Source organism: Vibrio penaeicida (genome assembly GCF_030689305.1).
Classification (GTDB): Bacteria; Pseudomonadota; Gammaproteobacteria; order Enterobacterales; family Vibrionaceae; genus Vibrio; species Vibrio penaeicida_B.
Genome location: NZ_JAUYVM010000009.1, coordinates 119,858 through 141,118, shown reverse-complemented (window position 1 = coordinate 141,118; position 21,261 = coordinate 119,858). Strand labels below are relative to the sequence as shown.

Sequence of the window (21,261 nt, the reverse complement as noted above, 5' to 3'; positions counted from 1 at the left end):
TCCTTATTTAAGGTGTCCGATTTCCTCTGTAATCAAGTCTAGGATTTTACTCTTTATTTCCGCTTTATTCTCGGCTTTATAGAGATTGTCGGCACCGACACACTCTTTAAGGGCTCGGTTTTTCTCAGCATCGTACGCAAAACCAATGGCGGCTATTTTTGCTTTAATCTTTCTGCCATCCTTTGTTTTGCCTTTAGAAAGCTCTTTTCGGATGGTATTACAGTAACCTAAATCAACCAGCTTCTGATGAACCGCCGCGTTGCTGATATTGGCTATGTTGGAATCAGCACCATCTGAAAGGACAATGATTAAACGCCTGGCATTTTTGCCCTCTTTCAATAATTGCGCACCCCGAATAATGGCTTGATAAGAAGCGGTCCCCCAATAGGCAACAAAACCACTTAACTTAGAATTAAAATCTTTGAAATCCTTTGTCAGCTTAACTTCTTTATCACGCGCCCAATTCGGCTGGTGAACACAATTCGAACTGCCTTTCTCGACAAAAATTTGTTTGGCTGTTTTCGAATAGTTTATTTCATTCGGTCTTAAGCTTGCCCAAGAATAGTGTTTGCTTTTTCTAACCAGCTGACTCATTTCGCAATATCGATTAGTTCCGCGAATTTTGGCTTTAATGGCAGATCTAAAAGGGATAATGCCAACCGTGTTCACATACTTCCGGTTGTTTTTATCATTGTAATCTTTGAGCTTTTGATTCACCTCTACAATGATGTCTTTCAAATCTTCCACTTTTGATTTATTACCGCCGCTCCAACCTCTGTTCATTGAATCCGAGAAATCCGCTGCATAAATAATGTCTACGGCGTCCCCTTCAAACTTCTGTGATGTAGCAGCGCTGCTCACGGTAACTTTGCCATCAAACCCACTTGCGGGACCGCCGCTTGTGAAGAAAGTGGCATGATCATAATCCGCTCTCACATTAAATTGAATGTACCTCTGTTCGCCTTTTTTTATTCCTGCTTTGCACTCTGGAATTTGCTCGCATTCCAAACGCGTGATCCTGAGGTTTTTAACTTTGGTGCTATCCCCCATGTATGCGCCAATATAATCGGTAGCGATCTTGCGATTCACAGCACTCCCACTTCCGGCTCCTGCACTGTCTTTATTACTTGCGTCTTTTGCACTCAATGCCAAAGCAGCCACTTCCGTCGCGTTATCAATTCGCGCTTTGGCTTGCAATGCATAAGCGCCGTCTGTCGCAAGCACAAAGAGCCCAAAAAGTGCTGGAAGGGCAATCGCAAATAAAATAGCAGCGTGACCGCGCTGTTGTTGTAATGATGAACGCATAACTGACTCGTAGTGATTGGAGTGATATATGGGGCGATTTACAGATGAAAGCGACTATTGCTTGATTTCGACACGTCGATTCAACGCTCTGCCATGGTCAGATTGGTTGCTTTGAACAGGCTTAGTTTCGCCTCTAGACGTCAAGGTCAACAATGACTTATCAACACCTTGATTTTCGAGATATTCTGCAACCGTCTCAGAACGTTTCAAGCCTAATGTCATGTTGTAGCTTTCACCGCCTATATTGTCGGTGTGCCCTTCTACGACCAAGTTACCTTGGCTTGTTGAGATCTGTTTGGCGATGGTATTGAGAATGTAGCGCGACTTCTGCGTCAATTTAGACTGATCAAAACCAAAGAAAACCCGAGCAATAACCTGAGATTCATTCACGAATTGCAATGTACTATTGGTCAGCAAATATTCACTGCACTCTTTATCAATGCCGCTAGACACAATTTGTTGGGTAATAAATGCTTGAGTCGCAGGCTCTTGGTCTAGCTGTTCAATTTGATAAAAGGGGCCCTGATTGATCGCTACCCGTGTTCCCTGCCCAACTTCAATCTTTTTCTCGTATTCAATGTTCTCTCCACCACAGTAGAAATTTAACGCGTGAGTTTCACGTTCAGTTGCATTCGCAGCTAGGGACGAAATGGACAAAATGGTCGCGGCAAAGATAGGCGTAAGAAGTTGTGTCATGATTATTTTTCCTTGGTATTGCTATCGATCTTTTTCAGCAACTTGGCCGCAAAATCTTCGAGCTTAGAATGAGAATTAAAAGTGTGCTGAGTTTCGATCACTTCTGGAATCCGGCGTGGAAGATACGTCGCCATATAGACACCATCACGATCATGGATGTAATCAAATTCACCCGTAAATGTTTGCTGACTGTCCGAAATATCAACAATAACAATCTCTTTTGTCTCCAAATCTTCCTGAAGAAATAAAGAGTTAAGATTTTCCACCCAGTTTTTTTGAGTATCATTACTTCCGTCTATAAAGATGTAGGTTTCGGAAGAGTATGCGTTTGTTGTGGCCAACAGAGTGAGCAAGCCAGCACAGAGAAAATGAGTTTTCATTCACTGTTTCCAATATTGAGGTTTAACGACCCAGCATGACGGAAGACGAACTCACCGTAGTAAAACTGTCGCCAATAATCGAACCAAACCAATTGTCCGTTTCGTAACATAGGGTAATGCGATACAACGTCGCCTGACGTTCCCACGAGGTGACGACAGACAAGTGAGAGAGTTCACTAAGTGGTTGAGTGACGTTGCAAACCTGACCACCAATGGCATAGCTTTTTAATGGGTTCGGTTTCTTAATGCCTTTAAAAGTCAGTTCTTCTACTAACGCCCCAAGTTGGTTTTCATTGAAATTTCCCATGGTGCGACTCAAGGAATTTCGACCAATAGTGACAATGGCATTCGCTTCAGAACGGGTGATTTTGTAGTTGTTTCCGTATAGCTGCGTACGCTCTTTCAAGATGTTGACCAAGGAGTAAGAAAGCCTATCGAGCTTTCCCTTTGCTGATATCTTTAAAATCACATCAGCGCTAAACACCAATAACAAAGAAACAAAAGCACCAACAATGGCAAACTCCACAGAAAAATTGCCTTTCTGTTTAAATTTTAAATTTGTCACGTTCGTATTCCTGAATAACAATGACTTCCCGACGAAACAACGAGCTATTGTCCATAAACAAAGTGAAGATTGGCGAGAATTCATAATCCAATCGATACACGGCAATGGCACTGTTGTTCTCTTTTCCGCACGTTGCCAGTGGGGTATTTTTTGGGATCTTACAAGGGGCTTTGTGACGCTCTAAGTCACTAACAGATGCCAGATACTGAACAGACATTCTCAGTTTGGATTGGTCGAGCACTTTTCCCCACACACTACCGCTGTTATTGATGACATTCTGGAAAACTTTGTCGTAGCTCTGTTGGCTCTTTTTGGATTCTCTCGCGGCTTCCGAAATAGTGATATCGGTGACAGCAGAAACAAAGGACATGTAACTCACCTCTACCCAGAACATGCACATCATCCAAAACGCCATAAAGCCAAGTGCAAACTCTATAGACGCAACGCCTCGTATTCGCTTCTTGCTACCCTTCATGGCTTATTTCACTCGTCTTGGCATGGCTCACCTTGGAATCATTCACCTTGACATCATCTGCCTTGAATTCGCCGATGGTCTTACTGTCTTTCAATGCACGGTAGCGCTCGAATATTTCTTGATCCGATAGCTCGCCTTTCGACATATCCTTGATGTAAGAAACGTTGCCAATCTTTGCCATGGCTAACGTTAAATTGGCTTCTATCTGTTTGTCCGCTTTGCCTTTTAAATAGATAGGCAATAGCAGTTGCACCGCCTTTTGGTAATGACCTTCAACAATGTTTAAAACTGCCAGATTGTTCTTAATTTTGATGTCGTCGTACAAGTTGGTCCTGGCAGACGTGAAATACTGCCTTGCTTCTTCCAAGTCGGAATTTGCCGCACTAATCATGCCCAATAAATTCTCTATTTCGGCGTTATTAGGCTTCAACTGATAAGCTTTTAACGCCTGAGTTTTTGCTTTACGAAATTGACCGAGGGAATAGAGGCTTTTCGCTTCGATTAGAAGAGGTTCTGTATGAGCTTGTTGCCCCATGTTTAATGGCGAAACAAAGAAAAGTGCCGATTCCGGATCACCAGAATTCAGGTAAGCCAACGCTAATTTCATGCGCGTTTGGCGGTTTTCACTCTTGGAAAGTTGCGCTTTATAGTACTCCACCAATTTTTCATGGTTTCCTGATTGTATAAGCAATGTTTCCTCTTCAATAAGAGAAGACGGCTCAGGCTGAGTAGCGCACCCAGAAAGCACAGCGATAGCCAATAGACACACCGTTACACGGCTCTGGTGGCAAACACGAGCAAAGGATTGTTTAAACATTGGACATCATCCTCATCACACCAGGTGCGGCAATCAGAATCACCACTGGCATCATAATAAATAGGATTAGGGGAACCGACATTTTGGCGGCGAGCTTGCCGATTTTTTCTTCCATCGAAAGCATGGTGACATCACGGATGTCGGCCGCTAATGTCGTAAGAACACCATAGATAGACGTACCGTAATGCAGACTTTGCTTTAACGTCATGGTAAAGCTGCGCATTTCGTTAGTCGGTACTTGGTCGTACAGCTCGTCTAGCGCTTTATCTAAGCCAACAATACGTGAACGGTCATTGGTGTTTTTCAGTAACTGGGCTAAGTCTTTATCGAAACCGGACATTTCTTTCGATAAGTACGTCATGGCAGCTTCAATCGTCATACCGGTTTGAACGCAAACGGCCAACAAATCAAGCAAGTAAGGAAGCTGACTAGACAGTTTGCCTCTTAATGCCTTCATTTTAGAGTTAAGGTAGGCGTCGGGCGCGATTAGACAAAACACAACCCAAACCGCAATCGCGATAAAACCGGAGTTTTGTTCCCAACCTAGATGCCTCGAAAGGAAATAAAACCCACCAGCTCCACCAATTAATAGAGTAAATTTGCCAGGAATATAAAGGTTTGCGTATTTGAAATGATAAAAACCTGCCGCATAAAATTTGTCGGCAACATCGTTATCGCTTTTAGAAAAAAGCGATTCGACCTTGTCCAGTAGCTCTACAAATAACGGTTTCTTCGCTAAAGGTTCGTCAATGGTCGTAAAGTGTTTCATTCGCTTGGATTTATCGAAATGGCTATATAAGGCGTAAGCAGAAAACGCTAAGCCAAACACAATCAAAGAGAGAAACAGAAAAAGCTCAAGCTGAGAATTCAACATCATTTCACCGCCTTCATGAGCATCCAAACAATGGTGATCCCAATAAATTCGCTGCCCAGTACGTAATAGAGAATGGGGCGTCCCTCTGGGTTGAACATGACAAACTCGTAGTTTTCAGGGTTCATGTACTTGAGCATCAAAATGAAGATAAATGGAATTGCTGCAACAATTTTGGCGGACGTTCTTGCCTCGGATGTCAGAGCAAACTTCTTCTTTTCAATTGCTCGCGCATCGAACATCAATCGGTTGAGGCGCATGATGATGTCTTTTAACTGCCCACCACGTTGCATGTTGGCGCGCAGTGTAATAACGAAGAAATAGAACGACGGATAAGGGAAGCGGTTACACGACTTAGCAAAAACCGTATCTGGCGATTCTCCAAGCTGAAGCCTTTCCCCCATCAATTTGAATTCTCGACCCACTTCCCCTTCCAGGTTTTTGCCCACAAAAGAGATGGCGTGCATGATACTTTCACCCGCGCTCACGGCACTGGCTAACATGTTGAGTGCGTCAGGGAAGGAATCTTCAAACTGGTTCCGCTCTCTCTTTTGCAGCCAATGGAGACCAAATGCAATCCCCACCACCTCAACCACGGCAATCACAATCAATTGATTGCCACGAACAAAGTTTTGATTGAAGTACAAACCGGCCAGAACCAATACGATACAAAAACATATCGCTTTAATTTCAGGCAAGGCGCCAAGCTGCCGACGTGTCGTTTTTACGTAGCGGCGAAGCTTTTCTGAGATGGATTCGTTGGTTAATGAATTTAGGTTAACCGCCTGTTTGTCGCCATCCATGGAGGACACCAAAATGGTTTGGTTTAACTCTTCCAAATATGGATTGGATTTAGACGTTTGATTACGATTGAGCAGGACAATGCATACCCCACCTACCAAAAGCGCTATCCAATAGATCATGACGATTGCCCTAGCTTAAAAGCTTCATTCAGTTGGCTTTCTAGGCCAAAGAATCGCGCCTTTTCCACCAAAACAGAACGCTGCATCAAGCCAGCTGTGATGAAGTTACCTTTGATTTTGCCATCGTCGGCATGTTCGCCTGCGGCTTGAAAGCGGAAAATTTCTTCAAGTACAACACTGCTGCCTTCTAAGCCAACGACTTCGGAAATACTCATCACTTTACGGCTTCCGTCGTGCAATCGACTGATTTGGATAACCAAATCTACGGCACTGACAATGGTGCGCCGGATAGCTTCCAGTGGCAGGTTGTTGGTTGCCATCATCACCATGGCTTCAACACGAGCAAGGGCATCGCGTGGGGTATTGGCGTGCAACGTAGACATGGAACCGTCGTGCCCTGTATTCATCGCTTGAAGCATTTCAAACGCTTCACCACCACGACACTCACCCACGATGATTCTATCAGGGCGCATACGCAAAGAGTTAATCACCAACCCTCGCTGATCAATCTCCCCTGTTCCTTCAATACCGGCTTTTCGCGTTTCGAGCCTGACTACGTGCGGCTGCATCATTTTAAGTTCGGCTGCATCCTCAATGGTAACGATGCGCTCTTTCTCAGAAATAAACTGAGACAGCGCATTCAGCATGGTGGTTTTACCCGAACCCGTACCACCAGAAATCAAAATGTTGAGTCGGCAACGCGAAGCAATCATCAGAAGCTTTGCCATTTCTGCACTCATTGCACCAAAGCCTGCAAGTTGTTCTAAGCCAATGCTCTGTTTCTTGAATTTACGAATGGAAATCGACGTCCCATCAATCGCGATAGGTGGAATAACAATATTGACTCGGCTTCCGTCTTCCAATCGCGCATCGCACGTCGGGGAAGAATCGTCCACTCGGCGACCCACGCGTGATGCAATGCGCTTGGCGATATTAAGCAACTGGGTTTCATCGATAAACGTGACTGGCGATTTTTCTACAAGCCCGCCTCGTTCAATAAACACGTCTTTGTGACCATTGATCATGATGTCACTGATGGATTCGTCATCCATAAGCGTTTGCAATGGCCCTAACCCGTGCAATTCATCGACTAGGCTTTTAACAAACTCTTCGCGAACAATAGTCGCAACCGATAGATTCTGACGTTCTATCAGTACATCTATGGCGTTCGCTAATTGTTTGCTGAGTTGGCTTTTCGTTAATGTGGTCACCGCTTCGGCTTCTAACGCTTCGAAAATTTGCTCACGAATGGCGATATATATGGATCTGGATTGGTCTATCATCACGCTCTCTTCACTAGGCGTTTAAATATGCTGCTCTTTTGCGACACTACGGATTCACCCAACATCAACGACGTTAGCTTATGAATGCTCCCACTAATTCCTAGCTTGCTATCGCACAGTCGCTTGCCATCAAGGATCAATTCGCCCGCTTTCGGTTCATAAGGGAATTCCACATCAATGGGCTGTTTAAGGAACTTCACCACATCTTGTCGGCTAACGGTGGACGCTTTTTCAGGCATGGTGTAATTGAGAACGGTGATAAAACGCGCAGTGGAGTTCAACGTTTCCATTTTCGCCACCAACGAAGCCATCGCTCTTAGGCACGAAACGGTCGGTTCTATTACCAAAACAACGATATCGCACTCACTTGCCATGTAATCCATATCGGATTTACTGAACGATGAGCGCGATAAATCTTCAATGATGAAATTGTTTTGATCTGAAAGCTGATCCGACAACGTCCGCGTGTACTCTTTTAGCTGGGTTTCGTTCAGCTCATCCGAATCCACTGACAACAACGACAACATTGGGTTGACTGTTGTGGTCATGCTATGAGCGTACGATGCATCAAGGTTTGCACTCAATGCACCCAATGAAATGGAACGCTTTTTAAAACGTTTCATCCCCAATAAAATATCGAGGTTGCCGCCAAAGAAACTGTGGTCAACCAAGACACAATTACTGTCTTTTTTGGTGGTCAGTTCGTAGGCCATTTCGACAGAAAGTAAAGATGCACCTACCCCTCCTTTCCCCCCAACAACGGCGACTTTTTTAGCGCTTCTGTTTTTGCCTAAACCACTATTTCGATGACGGTTGTCATTAACGTTACGAACAAAGTCGATCAATTCCGGTTTAGTCACCGGCCAAAACAGATAATAGAACCCCATGTCTTTGAGGTGTCGAATGGTTGATATCGCATCTTCACTGCCGACCACGATAACTGAAGCGTGGTTAGGTAATAAGTGACTGATCTGGCGCATATCCTCCGTCACATTGTCGCTGACATTAAGCTCTACAATGACGATTTCGATGGTCGATTCACGAATGTGCTTACGTATTTCAGCATCGGTATTTTCCAATACCGCTGGCGCGCTGATCCCTTCAAAGCGGTACGCTTCTTCCACCAAATTTTTGCATTCTTGGGTTTGATGGAAGAGCACAGAGGTGATTTTTTCTTCCTGCTCGACGGGAGCCTTATCTGTTTTAAGCAGATCAACTAAGTCAAACATTACTGACCCTCACCATTTTTTTGTGGCGAATTGGTCAACATTTTTTCTGGGTTTTCCATCGACTGCCAGCGCGCATTTTCGGCAAAGCAACCATACTTAACTCCACCATAAGAACCGACTTGTTCGTAATCACAACTTTCAACTTGCGCCTTATAGACCACCGTTTTGAATTCAAAATCAAAACGCTCGCCAAACCCAGCATCGGTTTGAATAATGCGGATTTGCTCTGGCGATACGCCTTGCTTTTGAAGCTGGGCCTGCGTTTTTTGTGCCCACTTTTTGCCTTCACGCGTTCGCCAACTGAGCTCTATGGTTTGGTTAACAATGACGTCCCAATGCTCTTTTACAAATTCATCCAGCTTCTTTTGCGCACTCTTTCTCTTGTTTTTTTCAATATTCAGCGCAATGGAGTACGTAACTGGGACAACATGAATATCGGAGCCTGAACGTTCAATTGCTTTGTCTGCACAACCGCTTAAAAAAAGAAAGATAACTGCGACTAATCCTAGATTTCTCATTGCTTAAAGCCTCCGGTAGCCAGAATTTCATTTGCCCATGTTTCACTCGCCTTTTGGTACTCTTTATCTAACGCAAAGAAGCGAGATAAGGTGCTGGATCTCTTCATGGTTGGAAGCTGAACTTGGGATGGGTGGATCGGTTTCACTAAATTGACAGTCGCCACAATGATCAGCTCGGTTTTATTGCGCTTGGTGTCGGATTTTCTGAACAGCGAACCCAACACAGGAATGTCGCCGATGTAAGGGATTTTTCTCAGCGATTCAATGTCTTCTGTGCTCAATAAGCCACCAAGAACAAAACTTTGACCGTCGCCAAGTTCTACCGTCGTTCTTGCGCGACGTGTTTTTAATGCTGGCAGGTTGTATTTGTCGTTTGAATATTGGGTATCGAGTGAACTCACTTCCGGCATAAGGGACAATTTAATTTTCTCGTCACGCAGTACTTTGGCCATCAGCTCCAAACGAATACCGAATTCTTTAAAACGAACTTCGGTGGTGCCATCACGCACCAAAACGATAGGCAACTCACCACCGACTAGGAAGCTGGCGCTTTCACCTGAAATAACAGAAAGGTTGGGTTCCGCTAGAATCTGTCCGACGGTGTCATCGCCACTGGCGCTGATGATAGAAACGATGTCATCCGCACTGAAATTCTTGATCATGTCGGCAAAGTTGCCCGCGGTATGCCCTAGGCTGCCGTATTCAACACCAAACTTTTCTAAAAACGAGTGCGATACTTCGGCAATGGAAAGCTTAACGTTGACCTGCTTAGTTGAGGCAACTTCAATGTTGTTTACGATGCCTTCAAAATGACGGCGCTTCATAAACTCCATTTCGTATTGGTTGTCACCTAAGTCCCACTCTAGCTGGTAGTCTTCGGACTTTTTGCCCATCAACTCGCCAACCAATATGTTGATCTCGTCTTTTTCTTGCTCGGTCGCTACCACACCACTAAGCACAACTTGCTTACCTAGGTTATAAATGGTGACTTCCGCGTGAGGGTATTTAAGCTGAACTTGCTGCTGAATGTGCACCAAGCTTTTATTAACGACTAGATTGCGGCTAGCGATGGTTTTGCCCGTTTCATCAAACACAAGCAAAGAGCTCGACCCAAGGGATTTACCAAATACCACAACCTTATGTTTATCGATTACTTGATAATCCGCCACTTTAGGGTTTGAAATGAAGACTGATGTGATTTCTTGTTCAGTAGATAAGCTTCTGGCCTCACCTTCAGCGAGGTTCCAGATACGGGCAGCTTGTCCGGGAAATGAGGCAAGCAAAGCCACAAAGATAAGCGCGAAGCGCTTAAGCATTAAAAGCATTGAGGTATTCCCTTATTTAATGGCAGATTCGCCAGCGCGGAATTCGGTAATAGAGCGAAAGTCTGCGAGTACATCACCCGCATCGGCTTGAAGGTCTTCTGGTGCGTATTGCCCGATAGATTTATGCACTTCAAGTTCTGAAATTCTTTTGGCAACCGTCAGTTTGGCTACCTGTTTGCGTGTAAGCTCTAAGATAACGCTGACTTTTTGTATATCGGAGTTGTCCGCGTCGTCGGTTTGGTTGGAAATCGGCTTTTTGATTTGTAATGCCTTAACACCAATTAACACCGGAGTTATGGACATGGTTCTGCGGAGCGAGTTGTTCGATGCCAATTCACTGTCTGGGAGTGACAAAGCAACGACATCAATCATGCTTCCATGTGAGATCACTCCACCAATTACGTCGGAAGGCGACACTTCAATCGCATAAGGCACACGATTCGCTGCAATGACATAGTGGATGTAACCATCATCTTCTGGATTAATGATGTCGGCGTTATACAACATTTGATTGGCTGGCATGGAAGAGCGGAAAACCGACCCAATCACATGGTCTAGTTCCACATCTTCAGAGACTCCATATTCAAGTGCTTCGGATTCAGGGATGTAGCGGATTTTAAGGAGGTCCTGCTTAACAAAATCACCTTTGCTTACCGAAGACTTAAGCACCCACGTTTTCACTTTTGCTTCTTCGACCTTGGCGACTTCGACTGTTTCGTCGTTTTGACTCAAGCTTCCTGCCAACCCAAACAAACCAGTAAGAACCGCAACTAAAGAAAATACCATTATCAATTTAGCTTTCAATACTTTCACCTTGAGTTAATGCGATACACGAAAACGCGGGCAATACATAATATCTTGACATTAGAATGACACTGAAAAATTAGGCGCTTATTAGATAAGCGCCTAATACTTTATATAGCTTGACTTAGTCTTGTCTTAATTGCGCCAAAAGCACCTTCTAGTGCACCTTGAAGCCCATTATTTCCACTAAATACAGTAAAGACAATTCCACTGATCGCAACTGCAATAATCGCGTATTCAATCGCTGTTACACCGCGCTCGTCTTTTTTGAATTTTTCTAGCGCAAATTGTGCGTTAACAAATAGTTTAGTAAGCATGTTGTTTGTCCTTATTAATGAACATCAATAAGAAGTTATTGATGATTTGGGTAATTGGTGTTCATTTTATTGACACAGCAGATTTATTCAACGAACTTCACATTTTTATATGTAAGAACCAACAATATACACTTACAAAGTCTGGTTTAATTTTAATCAAATTACTATTATTCAATAACTTAAATCACAAAAACACCTTACATAAATAATGACCTAACTCTGACAAAATATTGACGAAACTATGGAAATAAAAATGACATAGAGCAAAAAACCATCAAAACACTTTAGTAATTAATATTTTTAACAGTTTGTTAATGCTATTTATATTTAGGATTTTAATTCTTAACCTTTATAGATTAATCTCAACAGAACCAATTAACGTAAGTTTAGATTTAAAAGCAAAAGGTAGATATTAAATGTATGAATTGAACATACGAGAGGTTTTGTTTAATTGATGGGTACTTAAAGAAGGTTAATAAAAGACTGGTCAAATAATCGTAGAATGAAGCAAATATCGTGTTCTTAATAAAAGAAACGTTGGAGTAGGAAAAAATATCCCTACCCCAACTTTTCGTTTATAAAAAACTTTGCGTTTATAAAAAAATAGCCTTGATTATTGACCGTCTGGAATCACTTGACCATTCGCGTCTGTCGCTCTTACGTTAAAGTGTTTTTCAACACAGTTTTCGTAATCACCACTAAACCACGCACTGTATGCAGTTTGGTAGCCGGCTAGCTTACAGCTGAAGCTATGGTTCCCCGGGGTATTGGCATCCCAACCCCAATCTTTGTCCCAGTAAATCAACATCGCACCTGCACCATCGGTGTTAAACGCTTTCATGTCTGCACAGTCCAGTTTCTCACCTGTGATGTCTAAACCGAGTGTCGCTGTGATTTGCTTGTAGTACTTGATACGGTTCGCAGCTTGTGGGGTTGTTGTGCCTTTGCCACATTCGTATGCACCGTTAATGATTTGAATGGTAGAACCAAAACCGTGTTCAATACCCTGCGATTTGTCTGCTGCATTTGGCTGCCAAGTACCATCTATAACATGCAACATGCTAGGTTTTGGCGGCTGTGGGTACACATAAAAGAACACCGCAGAAGCCAAGTTCAACCATGTATCAGCCACTAAAGCAGGATTTTTAAGCAGTACGTCTTTATCGCCAAACATGGCTTCAGAGAACGGACCGTAGTTGTAGTTCCAACTTAGCTGTTTCGCGCCACGTCCAAAGTAGCTTTTTTGTGGTGCACATGGCCAACGTTCACCCGGCCACCCCGTACAAGCATTGTAGGTTCCGTTGTAAACATCTTCAGACTTGTAACGCTCACGCAGGAAGTACAAACCTTGACGCCATTCGGGATTACCTTTCGCACCATCCCAACCAGGAGCGTGTGCCCCTGTTTCCTGAACAAAGTGCGCAAACATAGTGGCAAGCGAACGCTTACAGATTTCGTCTGAATTTCTGCCGTCGGTATAAGTTCGGCAGAACGCTGGGAATTTGGCTATGCCTTTTAAGAAATTGACGTAAGTGTACTTTTCATTACGAATTGGGAATAAGAAGTCCCACATCGCTTCATTCACTACTGATTCAACTCTTTGTACGTTTTCTGGGTTTGTTGAAAGAAGTGGCGATACCGCTTCAACAGATGCGTTGTCCAACGTTTGGATATCTGCGCGAACCAATTCAAACAGCGGAGTGCTTGTTAAACTGGTTTCGCGTGCCAGTAATTCAGAGCGTGGCATCAAGTAACCGCCTTTTCCGTCTGGAATCACAGTTTTCCCATTTGGATCAGGTTTCGGCGGATCAATTGGATCGACAGGTGGTTTGCCATCACAAGGTACTTCCGTCCAAAACCAAGCACTGGTTCCTGGGGAATCCCATGCTCCAGGGCTGTTTTTCGCTTCATAGCAAACGTTGTTATGAATGACGACATCGCCATTCGTTACCGTTGTCTTACCCGGTTCCCACGTGATAATCGGCGGTGCAGCAGCCAAAGCTACCGATGAGAATGAAAGTGCTAACGTTAAAGACCCTATTAAACGTTTCATTGAATTTCCTTCTTTCAAATAATTCGAAAATAAGCGTAGAACCAACATTTGCATTCGATGTCATAAGAAAGAAGTGTTTTTATAGTTTGCGATCTAATTCATTAAATGAAACAACTCTCATAACAATTGCCATATAATTTTGTGAGATTCAGTCAGCTTTCTCCTTATAGAATCATGCATTCGGTAATATTATTCAAACAACGAGATCCATAAATTAAAATGCAAAATTCAACAATTAGCCTCTAATCTTTTGATGTGGAAACTTTGGTAAAAATGTTTATTTTATAAACACAAAATCTTATAAACATTAATATCAATACCAAGCGAAAATTGTTATAAATCAATTTAGTACTTTATTATTATTAATATCAATTACAAATTTCATTCCTTTATTTGCTGTACACCATATTTTTACTATTTTTATTTCGCTTCGCGAATTAAACGATTGAAAGTCTCTTGATAATCTCACTAAATAGGAAGTAGGAATGAGTTTGCAATGACAAACTCATCAATATTATCGGGTTTATTCTGGTAACAGGATTAAGTAGTAGCCTGACATTGTTTCAACACGTATGAAAACATAAAGGATTGAGTTTTGAACTTTAAAGTAACTGCTTTGACCATGGCTCTAGCCCTTGCTAGTTCTGGCGTTTACGCTCAAACACAACAAGGTCTTCAAGCCACCGCTGATTCTCTGAATGTATCCACTTCGCTTGTGGTTAACCAACCTGCAGACTCGAAAGCAGAATGTCCTTGGGGACTTTGCTACCGTGCTGAAGTAACGATCACAAACACAAGTACCAATGCTGTAAATACAGATTGGGATATGTATTTCTCAAGTATTCACCGCGTATTAGATACGCGTGGAGATTTATTTACTATTACCCATATAGATGGTGATTTGCATCGCGTTTCTCCAACTGCAAAATTTAAAGGCTTGCAACCTGGCGAATCTGTAACTGTTGAATATGATGCAGAGTTTTGGCAGATCGTAAATAGCGACTTCATGCCAAATTACTATATTTCTGCTGAAGGCTTGGATGGCGTATTAATTAAAAACACGGCTGTTAAAGAAGCCGATACTGGCTTTGAAGACCTATCTGGGTTCTTAACGCCAATTAGCAACAACCCTGCAGATACGGATCAATGGCGTCGTTTCGCTGGCGATCAAACTAACGTTGCAACAACTCAATCTCGTTTTGATAAAAACTCAGACGTTGCCGATCTAGGTCAGTCTGCGGTTTCTGCTTCTATTATTCCTACACCTGTTGAATTGACCATTCAAACTGGTTCTATCGATATCGCTGCTGGCCTCAACCTAAAAGTGGTTAACAACGCGCTTCGCGCTGACCAAGTGGAAGCAGTGAATGCTCGTCTTTCTCAACTCGGTGTAACGACGAACGCTGGTGTGGAAGTTAAGTTAATCAGCAACGCTGGTCACCAAGCATTTGTTGGACGCGAAACGAAAGGTGCTTACACGCTACAAGTAGATGCGAGTGGCGTGACTGTTATTGGCCGTGATAACTACGGTGTATTCAACGGTCTTCAATCACTGGCTTCACTTGTGACTGTTGGCAGTACTGAACTTCCAAAAGTAACAGTAGATTACGATGCGCCTCGCTTCGATTACCGCGGCATGCACATGGATGTTTCTCGTAACTTCCAAACTAAAGAGCAGGTTCTTAAGTTCCTAGACCAAATGGCCGCATACAAGATGAACAAATTCCACTTCCATCTAGCAGATGATGAAGGTTGGCGTTTGGAAATCCCTGGGCTTCCTGAGCTAACAGATATTGGTGCAAAGCGTTGTCACGATTTAGACGAAACAACTTGTCTTCTTCCTCAGTTGGGTTCTGGTCCTGATCAAGCTGCAGAAAAGCAATACTACTCTATAGCAGATTATGCAGAAATCGTAGCGTACGCAAACGCTCGTAATATCCAAGTTATCCCATCTATGGATATGCCAGGTCACTCCAAAGCAGCGGTTGTTGCAATGGAAGCACGTTACGAGACTTATGCAGCACAAGGCGATTTGGTGAAGGCTGAAGAGTACTTGCTAACTGACCCAGATGACACAACTAAGTACTTCTCTGTTCAAAACTACACAAACAACACTATCAACCCATGTATGGAGTCTAGCTTCAAGTTCATGGATAAAGTGATTGGTGAGATCGTTAACCAACACCGTGATGCTGGCCAACCTCTAACTGACTACCATATCGGTGCAGATGAAACAGCAGGTGCTTGGGTAGAGTCTCCTCTATGTAAAGAGATGTTTGCGGTTGAGTGGAACGGCATCAACAACGTTGATGATCTTGGTCCATACTTCATCCAACGTATTAGCTGGATCCTAGAGAAATACAGCCTAACTCTGGCTGCATGGAACGATGGATTGAAGCACGGCGAATACATCAACCCGCATACATTGGCAGGTGAAGGAACGTCGGCGTACGCGTGGAGCACACTGTTCTGGGGTGGCGCAGACGAAACACACACTATCGCTAACACGGGTTACGAAGTGGTTGTTTCATCTCCAGATTCCACTTACTTCGACTTCCCATACGAAGTTGACCCTGCGGAGCCAGGATACTACTGGGGTTCTCGTGAAACTGATACTCGTGAAGTATTTGGATTCATGCCTGAAAACCTACCTGCAAACTCTGAAACTATGCTTGACCGTATGGGTGCTCCAATGGAGTACGCTGCTGGCGGTGTTGCACTGAACAGAAGCTTCAAAGGTATTCAAGGTCACCTATGGTCTGAAACAATCCGTACTGCGCGTCAACAAGATTACATGGCATTCCCACGTGTTCTTGCAATGGCTGAGCGTGCATGGTCTAAAGCAGATTGGGAATTGGATTACAATGCGTCTACTACGTTCAAATCTAACGTTGATGGATTTGTAGGTACTTCTCACGTTGATACCGCGACTCGTGATGCTGAGTGGGAAACGTTTGCAAACGCATTGGGCTACAAAGAGCTTGCGAAACTTGACCAGGCTGGCGTTTACTACCGTCTACCAGTACCAGGTGCGAAAATCGAAGCAGGTAAATTGGTTGCTAACTCTAGCTTCCCTGGTGTAACTATCCAGTACTCTGTGGATGGCACAACTTGGGCTGACTACGATGCATCTAACCAACCTTCTGTAACTGCGGGCGTTAAAGTTCGTACAGTTGCAACAAATGGTCGTGTTGGTCGTTCTGTAGAAGTGAAGTAATTGAAAACACAAGCAGCCGTAAACTAACACCTGTTTATGGTCTGAAATAATCAAAAGCCCTTTAGATTTATGCTAGAGGGCTTTTTAGTTGGAATGAATTAGGTAATTCAGTTTTCAAAACAGTGTATGAGTTCGTGAAATCGCATTTTACGCACAAACCTTAAAGCCTGCGGCTTTTTTAGCCATATACATTTTTTTATCTGCATTATGAATTAACGCATCGACGTCATTATCTCCATCTTCGCCATGGTGGGCGATACCAATACTTAGAGAGTATTTTGGAAATTCCTTTTTAAACTGTTCGATCAAACTTTCGACAAACTTCAACGCTTTAGCGGCTCGGCAATTGATCATTGCCAAACAAAATTCATCTCCCCCTTGACGACATGCAATATCAGACTCAGAGGGAAGTTCTGACAATAGGAAGCCAATGTGCTTTAGCACTCTATCACCTTCTTGGTGTCCGTGATTGTCATTAATTCCTTTGAAATCATCAACATCCAAGTACACAACAGAAACCGACATACGGTTTTGCTTCGACAGTAACAATGCTTTTCTTAATGAATCTCGGAATGCTCGAGAGTTGTACAGTTCAGTTAATGGGTCCCTGTTCGCGAGTGCCGTCAGGCTCTCTACTTTCAATTCTAAAGATTTTACATAAGTATCGGTTTTTGCCTTAATATCTTGCATTTCATCCATTAGCCCACCTATGTAAGTATCTAGAATCCATGACGTATCAAATGCAATGAGTTTACTGACACAGTTAATCGTTGATTGCCTTTCGTTTGCGTTTTCTATGATTGTTTCTAGCTTGTTGGATATACATCGAATCAGAAAACGTTCTGCCGATAGAAAATACTTGGGTTCTACCCCAATGCGCTTGTGGACAAGCCCAATTCGAAGCCGGTTGTTAACGTATTCAGAATCATAAAAGCCCGAAAACAAGTCAAGGATGTATCGGTGTAACCCAGTTTTAAGCCGGTTAAAAGTTTCACTGTCGCCAATTAAACGGGGGACATATTCATCTCGAATCAAGAGATCGTAAAACTCGCCAATTAAGTCGTGGACATGAGGCTCTATTTTCCTGCGATAGGTATGAAGCCTCTCCAGTTCGAGATCAGATAACTCAAACAATCTCTTACGCAAATTTATTTCCAGCTCAGTTACCTGAAATTGCTCATAAAGTGATTGTTGAATTCGTCTATCCATAGCGGCTACAAAATCGTTGAAGATGTAAACATTGTAGTCAAAGAATGCCGATAGCACAGAAAACGGCTCCATTGCAGGAGCCGTTGTACTCATTCTAGAAGTGTTGTTGCCTACTCTAGACTGTAGTGGATAGTAGCCGCCACTTACGGTGTAATAACAAGCTGCGCCCCTAGCCCACTTTCTCGGCTAGAAAAAGCGACATCCGATTTACCACTGGCGTTACCTTTGTTTTCAACCGACAAGCTCAGCGACGTGCCTTGGAGCAAATCAGACACATCCACTTTAATCCACGAGTTTTTATCTGCGGGTTGCAGTTGAATTTGTGAGCCAATTTTCGCTTCTGAAGGTAAATTAGACCACGTTACATTGCTTTCCTGCCATTGACTGTTCGCTAAGCGCGATACCGTAAGCGTGCGGTTAGCGTCAGTGTTCACATTTTTCACGTGAAGTCGCAATGTCGCTTTGGACGACGTTGAAATGTCTTGTGCCGACAAATCGAACTTAAAGACAGCTTTACGGCTGTAGTTCACTCCATCCTTTTTAACCGTCAGGTAACTGTTTGCGCCATAGCTGTTACCAGCGTACATTCCGTCACGAACAAACGCATCTGCGCTTACATTGACCGTAGCTGGTTGAACAATGACAGGAGCATTAAAGTCTACGTTTACACTCTGTCCAAGCTGATTTGCATTTCCAAACGTGTACACGGTGGTCGATTTAGAAGATGCCCCATTATTGAAAGTAATACCTACTCCGGTACTGGTTCCCGGTGTAGATAGCGTAATTTTTTCAACAGGACCCGACTGATCAACCAGCACAACACTTGGTTTTGTCACCGTTACTGTGGAGCCATTCGTCAGTTCCAATGAGCCTGCATTGTGGAAAACAATTCCTGTTACGTTTAATCCGTTATGACGAACCGCTTGGATCGAGGAAGTATTACTCAATACTGCAACCGGAATGGCTGATGCGTATTGCTCGGTCTGAGAAACGGTCTTATTCGGAGCGATAATGTATTGATAGGTCGCATTGGTGGGCTGCCAGCTGTGCCCAATACGCAGCATGAACACATCATCAGTCACAACTTTGTCTTCTTGCCCAGCGTTAATGGTTCGCCAGTTACCTGATTTAGTCTCATTGTTCATGTGACCGTACCAGTTAGCTGGAAAAACGTAGCCCACGTTGTCATGATGTACCCAACTAGAGTTAACCAGCTTTCGGCTCCCTTTCTCGTAGGCTTGCCCATCTACCGTTACAGGTCCATTGAGTCGAGTTTGGTTAACGGTTGTATTCATGTACTCTGAACGGGTCGATGAAATTCCAGCACCTAATGCCACCAATTCATCATCAAAGCTGAACCACGATTTCTTGGCCTGTGTATTCAACACATCCATATCCATCACTGACACGCCGTACTTGCCATTTGAAACCCCACCGACAAACGTTGTCTGCTGAACAATCTTACCCCAATCAGCTGGTTTGGTTTCATATTCAGGTGCCGTCACACCAGGTACAAGTTTCCAATTCCACAATGGAAATAGGTTATGGTATTCATCCCCGCGCTGCATGATGAACGTGCTACCAAACCCAAGCCAATAGCCCAGCAGATTTTCACCATTACCTGCCTCTGTAGGCTCAATGCGGGCGGAGTTCATTTTAATTCCAATGAAATGGTTCGCGCCTACCTTGGTGGCATAGTCGGACCGCCAAAACGATTTGAATCCGTTTAGCCCTGAATCACCGCCTTGAATATGCTGTTTAAACGCCTGAGCTTCAGAAGCGCGTTGTGGTTTTAACGCCGCAATGTAATCTGTCTGTTTCAGCAACTTATACATATTCGGTGTTACTTTCCTCGCAATACCACGCCCCATTGCATTGTAGTCAAGCGTGCCTTTGCTGTTAGACCAACGTACCCCTTCAAGAAAGTAATTCGCTAATAGATCATGGCTCTGTGGTGTGAATTTCCAAGAAAGGTCACGAACCTGATATGCCCAGAAAGACACGGCGTCAAAGAACACTTCCCCGTAACCTCGCGTATAAAGCTGCGGACCATGCTGTTGGAATGAGTAATCCGACTGAACACCTTCAGCGCTGGTTATCACTATGGTTTCTTCAATGCCATCTAGACCTCTCCCGATTTGCGCAGAATCTTGGTTTAGCAATCCCCCCCAAATAACGCCTTTGGAAAGGTCGGTACGGTTGGCTCCCGTTTTACTTGGGCTAGATGGCATATCTTGGGCGATCTTAGTAGCAAGATCTGAAGGAAGCTGGTCACCAAGCATCATAGCAATGGGACCAAGGCGAAGTTGCTTACCAATATCGTTCCACCACCAATTGGAATTCACAGGGTTTACGGCATACCAATGGTTTAGCCCATTAATCACAGCTTGATATGCTTGCGAATTAACGTTCAAATAATCTGCCGCTGCGAGCGTTTTTAGCCGATCTAAATGCTGGCGGATCGGCTTCTCTTTTGTGGCCATTACGCTGTAGTCAATATCGGGCCAGCTGCCATCACTGTTTTGGGTTGAGATGTATTGCTGAACCAAACCCGATAATGTTTCACCTTTACTGATAGCAGACGCAGATTCCTGATCGGCATAGTCGGGGGCGACACGCTGCTTTAAGGTTGAAATATCATTCGCAAATGCCAGCTGACTAGCCAGTAAAACAGGCACGATACAAATGTGTTTTATGTACTTGGAGGCGAGTGTATTTATCATTAGAGCTCCTGATTTGTAGGGTACAATAGTGCTGAATTCCCAAAAGAAAACAGCGTAAGAAGCCAACTTGTTTCGATTTAATTTTATGAAGTTATATACTCAAGCTACCTCAAGGCGCAGGATTCAGAACTCTATCTTCTGTTTCAATTCAAGCCCCTCAATTTCAAAATCAGGAACGCAGTGGAACGACGAATCCTTCTCCAGTTCTTTGACGATGAAGTGGGACAGAAAATAAGCTCCCAAGGGCGAGTTTGCTTTGCTTTCATGCTGCGTTACCGATTCTTGATTTAGAACCACTAGATCTTCAAATCGGTGCCTTGCCTGAAAACCAAGCAACTCTCGCTGAACCTAACACCTTGAGGTAGCTTGAGTATTGTATTGTTATCTCATGCCAATACTGCTGGCTGAGTTCAATCGAGACACTATCAAATGCAATAAAGAAACGCTATTTCAAAATATAAAAAATGGAATTTCGATCTTGATTGAGTTGCATTTTGTGATGCAACACATCTCGTCTGTGAGACAAAACAATCAGCGATTTTTAGGAAGAA

The 21,261-nt window shown here is 43.6% G+C and carries 18 protein-coding genes; 1 reads left to right on the top strand and 17 read right to left on the bottom strand.

Annotated features, from left to right (window positions below; all coding sequences use genetic code 11):
• Positions 1-3: 3 nt before the first annotated feature.
• The 15 genes from Q8W40_RS15875 to Q8W40_RS15805 all read right to left on the bottom strand — a co-directional run bounded on the left by Q8W40_RS15875 (position 4) and on the right by Q8W40_RS15805 (position 13,561).
• Positions 4-1,305, bottom strand: a complete 1,302-nt coding sequence (locus Q8W40_RS15875) for a TadE/TadG family type IV pilus assembly protein (RefSeq protein ID WP_305398583.1) — start codon at positions 1,303-1,305, stop codon at positions 4-6.
• 54 nt (positions 1,306-1,359) lie between these two features.
• Positions 1,360-2,001 (bottom strand): OmpA family protein, encoded by a 642-nt coding sequence (locus Q8W40_RS15870; RefSeq protein ID WP_305398582.1) that lies wholly within the window; start codon positions 1,999-2,001, stop codon positions 1,360-1,362.
• Positions 2,002-2,003: 2 nt separating this feature from the next.
• Positions 2,004-2,381 (bottom strand): hypothetical protein, encoded by a 378-nt coding sequence (locus tag Q8W40_RS15865; RefSeq protein WP_101109883.1) that lies wholly within the window; start codon positions 2,379-2,381, stop codon positions 2,004-2,006.
• 22 nt (positions 2,382-2,403) lie between these two features.
• A complete protein-coding gene (gene tadF / locus Q8W40_RS15860; protein WP_305398580.1) occupies positions 2,404-2,946 on the bottom strand; it encodes a tight adherence pilus pseudopilin TadF in 543 nt (180 codons plus the stop codon).
• A complete protein-coding gene (locus tag Q8W40_RS15855; protein ID WP_305398578.1) occupies positions 2,927-3,421 on the bottom strand; it encodes a TadE/TadG family type IV pilus assembly protein in 495 nt (164 codons plus the stop codon). Before Q8W40_RS15855 ends, tadF begins: the two co-directional genes overlap by 20 nt.
• A complete protein-coding gene (locus Q8W40_RS15850) occupies positions 3,411-4,238 on the bottom strand; it encodes a tetratricopeptide repeat protein (protein ID WP_305398577.1) in 828 nt (275 codons plus the stop codon). The genes Q8W40_RS15855 and Q8W40_RS15850 overlap by 11 nt, the downstream gene beginning before the upstream one ends.
• The gene (locus Q8W40_RS15845) at positions 4,231-5,115 is read right to left on the bottom strand and encodes a type II secretion system F family protein (protein ID WP_305398576.1); all 885 of its coding nucleotides are present in this window, start codon (positions 5,113-5,115) and stop codon (positions 4,231-4,233) included. Before Q8W40_RS15845 ends, Q8W40_RS15850 begins: the two co-directional genes overlap by 8 nt.
• Positions 5,112-6,032 (bottom strand): type II secretion system F family protein, encoded by a 921-nt coding sequence (locus Q8W40_RS15840; RefSeq protein WP_305398574.1) that lies wholly within the window; start codon positions 6,030-6,032, stop codon positions 5,112-5,114. Before Q8W40_RS15840 ends, Q8W40_RS15845 begins: the two co-directional genes overlap by 4 nt.
• Positions 6,029-7,315 carry a CpaF family protein gene (locus Q8W40_RS15835; RefSeq protein WP_370693393.1) on the bottom strand — a complete coding sequence of 429 codons (1,287 nt, stop codon included), beginning with the start codon at positions 7,313-7,315 and terminating at the stop codon, positions 6,029-6,031. The genes Q8W40_RS15840 and Q8W40_RS15835 overlap by 4 nt, the downstream gene beginning before the upstream one ends.
• Positions 7,315-8,544, bottom strand: coding sequence for an AAA family ATPase (locus tag Q8W40_RS15830; RefSeq protein WP_305398572.1), 1,230 nt, complete (start codon positions 8,542-8,544; stop codon positions 7,315-7,317). The genes Q8W40_RS15835 and Q8W40_RS15830 overlap by 1 nt, the downstream gene beginning before the upstream one ends.
• Positions 8,544-9,062, bottom strand: coding sequence for a hypothetical protein (locus Q8W40_RS15825; protein WP_305398570.1), 519 nt, complete (start codon positions 9,060-9,062; stop codon positions 8,544-8,546). Before Q8W40_RS15825 ends, Q8W40_RS15830 begins: the two co-directional genes overlap by 1 nt.
• Complete coding sequence (locus Q8W40_RS15820) at positions 9,059-10,387, bottom strand: type II and III secretion system protein family protein (RefSeq protein ID WP_305398568.1); 1,329 nt, start codon at positions 10,385-10,387, stop codon at positions 9,059-9,061. Before Q8W40_RS15820 ends, Q8W40_RS15825 begins: the two co-directional genes overlap by 4 nt.
• A 12-nt stretch (positions 10,388-10,399) precedes the next feature.
• Positions 10,400-11,191, bottom strand: coding sequence for a Flp pilus assembly protein CpaB (gene cpaB / locus Q8W40_RS15815; protein WP_305398567.1), 792 nt, complete (start codon positions 11,189-11,191; stop codon positions 10,400-10,402).
• A 110-nt stretch (positions 11,192-11,301) separates the two neighbouring features.
• Positions 11,302-11,508, bottom strand: coding sequence for a Flp family type IVb pilin (locus tag Q8W40_RS15810; RefSeq protein ID WP_305398565.1), 207 nt, complete (start codon positions 11,506-11,508; stop codon positions 11,302-11,304).
• Between the two features lie 613 nt (positions 11,509-12,121).
• Complete coding sequence (locus tag Q8W40_RS15805; RefSeq protein WP_305398563.1) at positions 12,122-13,561, bottom strand: glycoside hydrolase family 19 protein; 1,440 nt, start codon at positions 13,559-13,561, stop codon at positions 12,122-12,124.
• 595 nt (positions 13,562-14,156) lie between these two features.
• Here Q8W40_RS15805 and Q8W40_RS15800 point away from each other — a divergent pair.
• Positions 14,157-16,778, top strand: a complete 2,622-nt coding sequence (locus Q8W40_RS15800) for a beta-N-acetylhexosaminidase (protein ID WP_305398561.1) — start codon at positions 14,157-14,159, stop codon at positions 16,776-16,778.
• Positions 16,779-16,925: 147 nt separating this feature from the next.
• Here the strand turns inward: Q8W40_RS15800 and Q8W40_RS15795 are convergent, their stop codons facing one another.
• The gene (locus tag Q8W40_RS15795; protein ID WP_305398559.1) at positions 16,926-18,080 is read right to left on the bottom strand and encodes a GGDEF domain-containing protein; all 1,155 of its coding nucleotides are present in this window, start codon (positions 18,078-18,080) and stop codon (positions 16,926-16,928) included.
• Positions 18,081-18,130: 50 nt separating this feature from the next.
• Entirely contained in the window at positions 18,131-20,710 is a 2,580-nt protein-coding gene (locus tag Q8W40_RS15790) for a polysaccharide lyase family 8 super-sandwich domain-containing protein (protein ID WP_305398558.1), read from the bottom strand.
• Positions 20,711-21,261: the final 551 nt, after the last annotated feature.

Excerpts from the sequence above, each read along its gene's own strand:
- Q8W40_RS15875 (WP_305398583.1), bottom strand. The coding sequence starts at position 1,305 with ATGCGTTCATCATTACAACAACAGCGCGGTCACGCTGCTATTTTATTT.
- Q8W40_RS15870 (WP_305398582.1), bottom strand. The coding sequence starts at position 2,001 with ATGACACAACTTCTTACGCCTATCTTTGCCGCGACCATTTTGTCCATT.
- Q8W40_RS15865 (WP_101109883.1), bottom strand. The coding sequence starts at position 2,381 with ATGAAAACTCATTTTCTCTGTGCTGGCTTGCTCACTCTGTTGGCCACA.
- Q8W40_RS15855 (WP_305398578.1), bottom strand. The coding sequence starts at position 3,421 with ATGAAGGGTAGCAAGAAGCGAATACGAGGCGTTGCGTCTATAGAGTTT.
- Q8W40_RS15850 (WP_305398577.1), bottom strand. The coding sequence starts at position 4,238 with ATGTTTAAACAATCCTTTGCTCGTGTTTGCCACCAGAGCCGTGTAACG.
- Q8W40_RS15845 (WP_305398576.1), bottom strand. The coding sequence starts at position 5,115 with ATGATGTTGAATTCTCAGCTTGAGCTTTTTCTGTTTCTCTCTTTGATT.
- Q8W40_RS15840 (WP_305398574.1), bottom strand. The coding sequence starts at position 6,032 with ATGATCTATTGGATAGCGCTTTTGGTAGGTGGGGTATGCATTGTCCTG.
- Q8W40_RS15835 (WP_370693393.1), bottom strand. The coding sequence starts at position 7,315 with ATGATAGACCAATCCAGATCCATATATATCGCCATTCGTGAGCAAATT.
- Q8W40_RS15830 (WP_305398572.1), bottom strand. The coding sequence starts at position 8,544 with ATGTTTGACTTAGTTGATCTGCTTAAAACAGATAAGGCTCCCGTCGAG.
- Q8W40_RS15825 (WP_305398570.1), bottom strand. The coding sequence starts at position 9,062 with ATGAGAAATCTAGGATTAGTCGCAGTTATCTTTCTTTTTTTAAGCGGT.
- Q8W40_RS15820 (WP_305398568.1), bottom strand. The coding sequence starts at position 10,387 with ATGCTTTTAATGCTTAAGCGCTTCGCGCTTATCTTTGTGGCTTTGCTT.
- Q8W40_RS15810 (WP_305398565.1), bottom strand. The coding sequence starts at position 11,508 with ATGCTTACTAAACTATTTGTTAACGCACAATTTGCGCTAGAAAAATTC.
- Q8W40_RS15805 (WP_305398563.1), bottom strand. The coding sequence starts at position 13,561 with ATGAAACGTTTAATAGGGTCTTTAACGTTAGCACTTTCATTCTCATCG.
- Q8W40_RS15795 (WP_305398559.1), bottom strand. The coding sequence starts at position 18,080 with ATGAGTACAACGGCTCCTGCAATGGAGCCGTTTTCTGTGCTATCGGCA.
- Q8W40_RS15790 (WP_305398558.1), bottom strand. The coding sequence starts at position 20,710 with ATGATAAATACACTCGCCTCCAAGTACATAAAACACATTTGTATCGTG.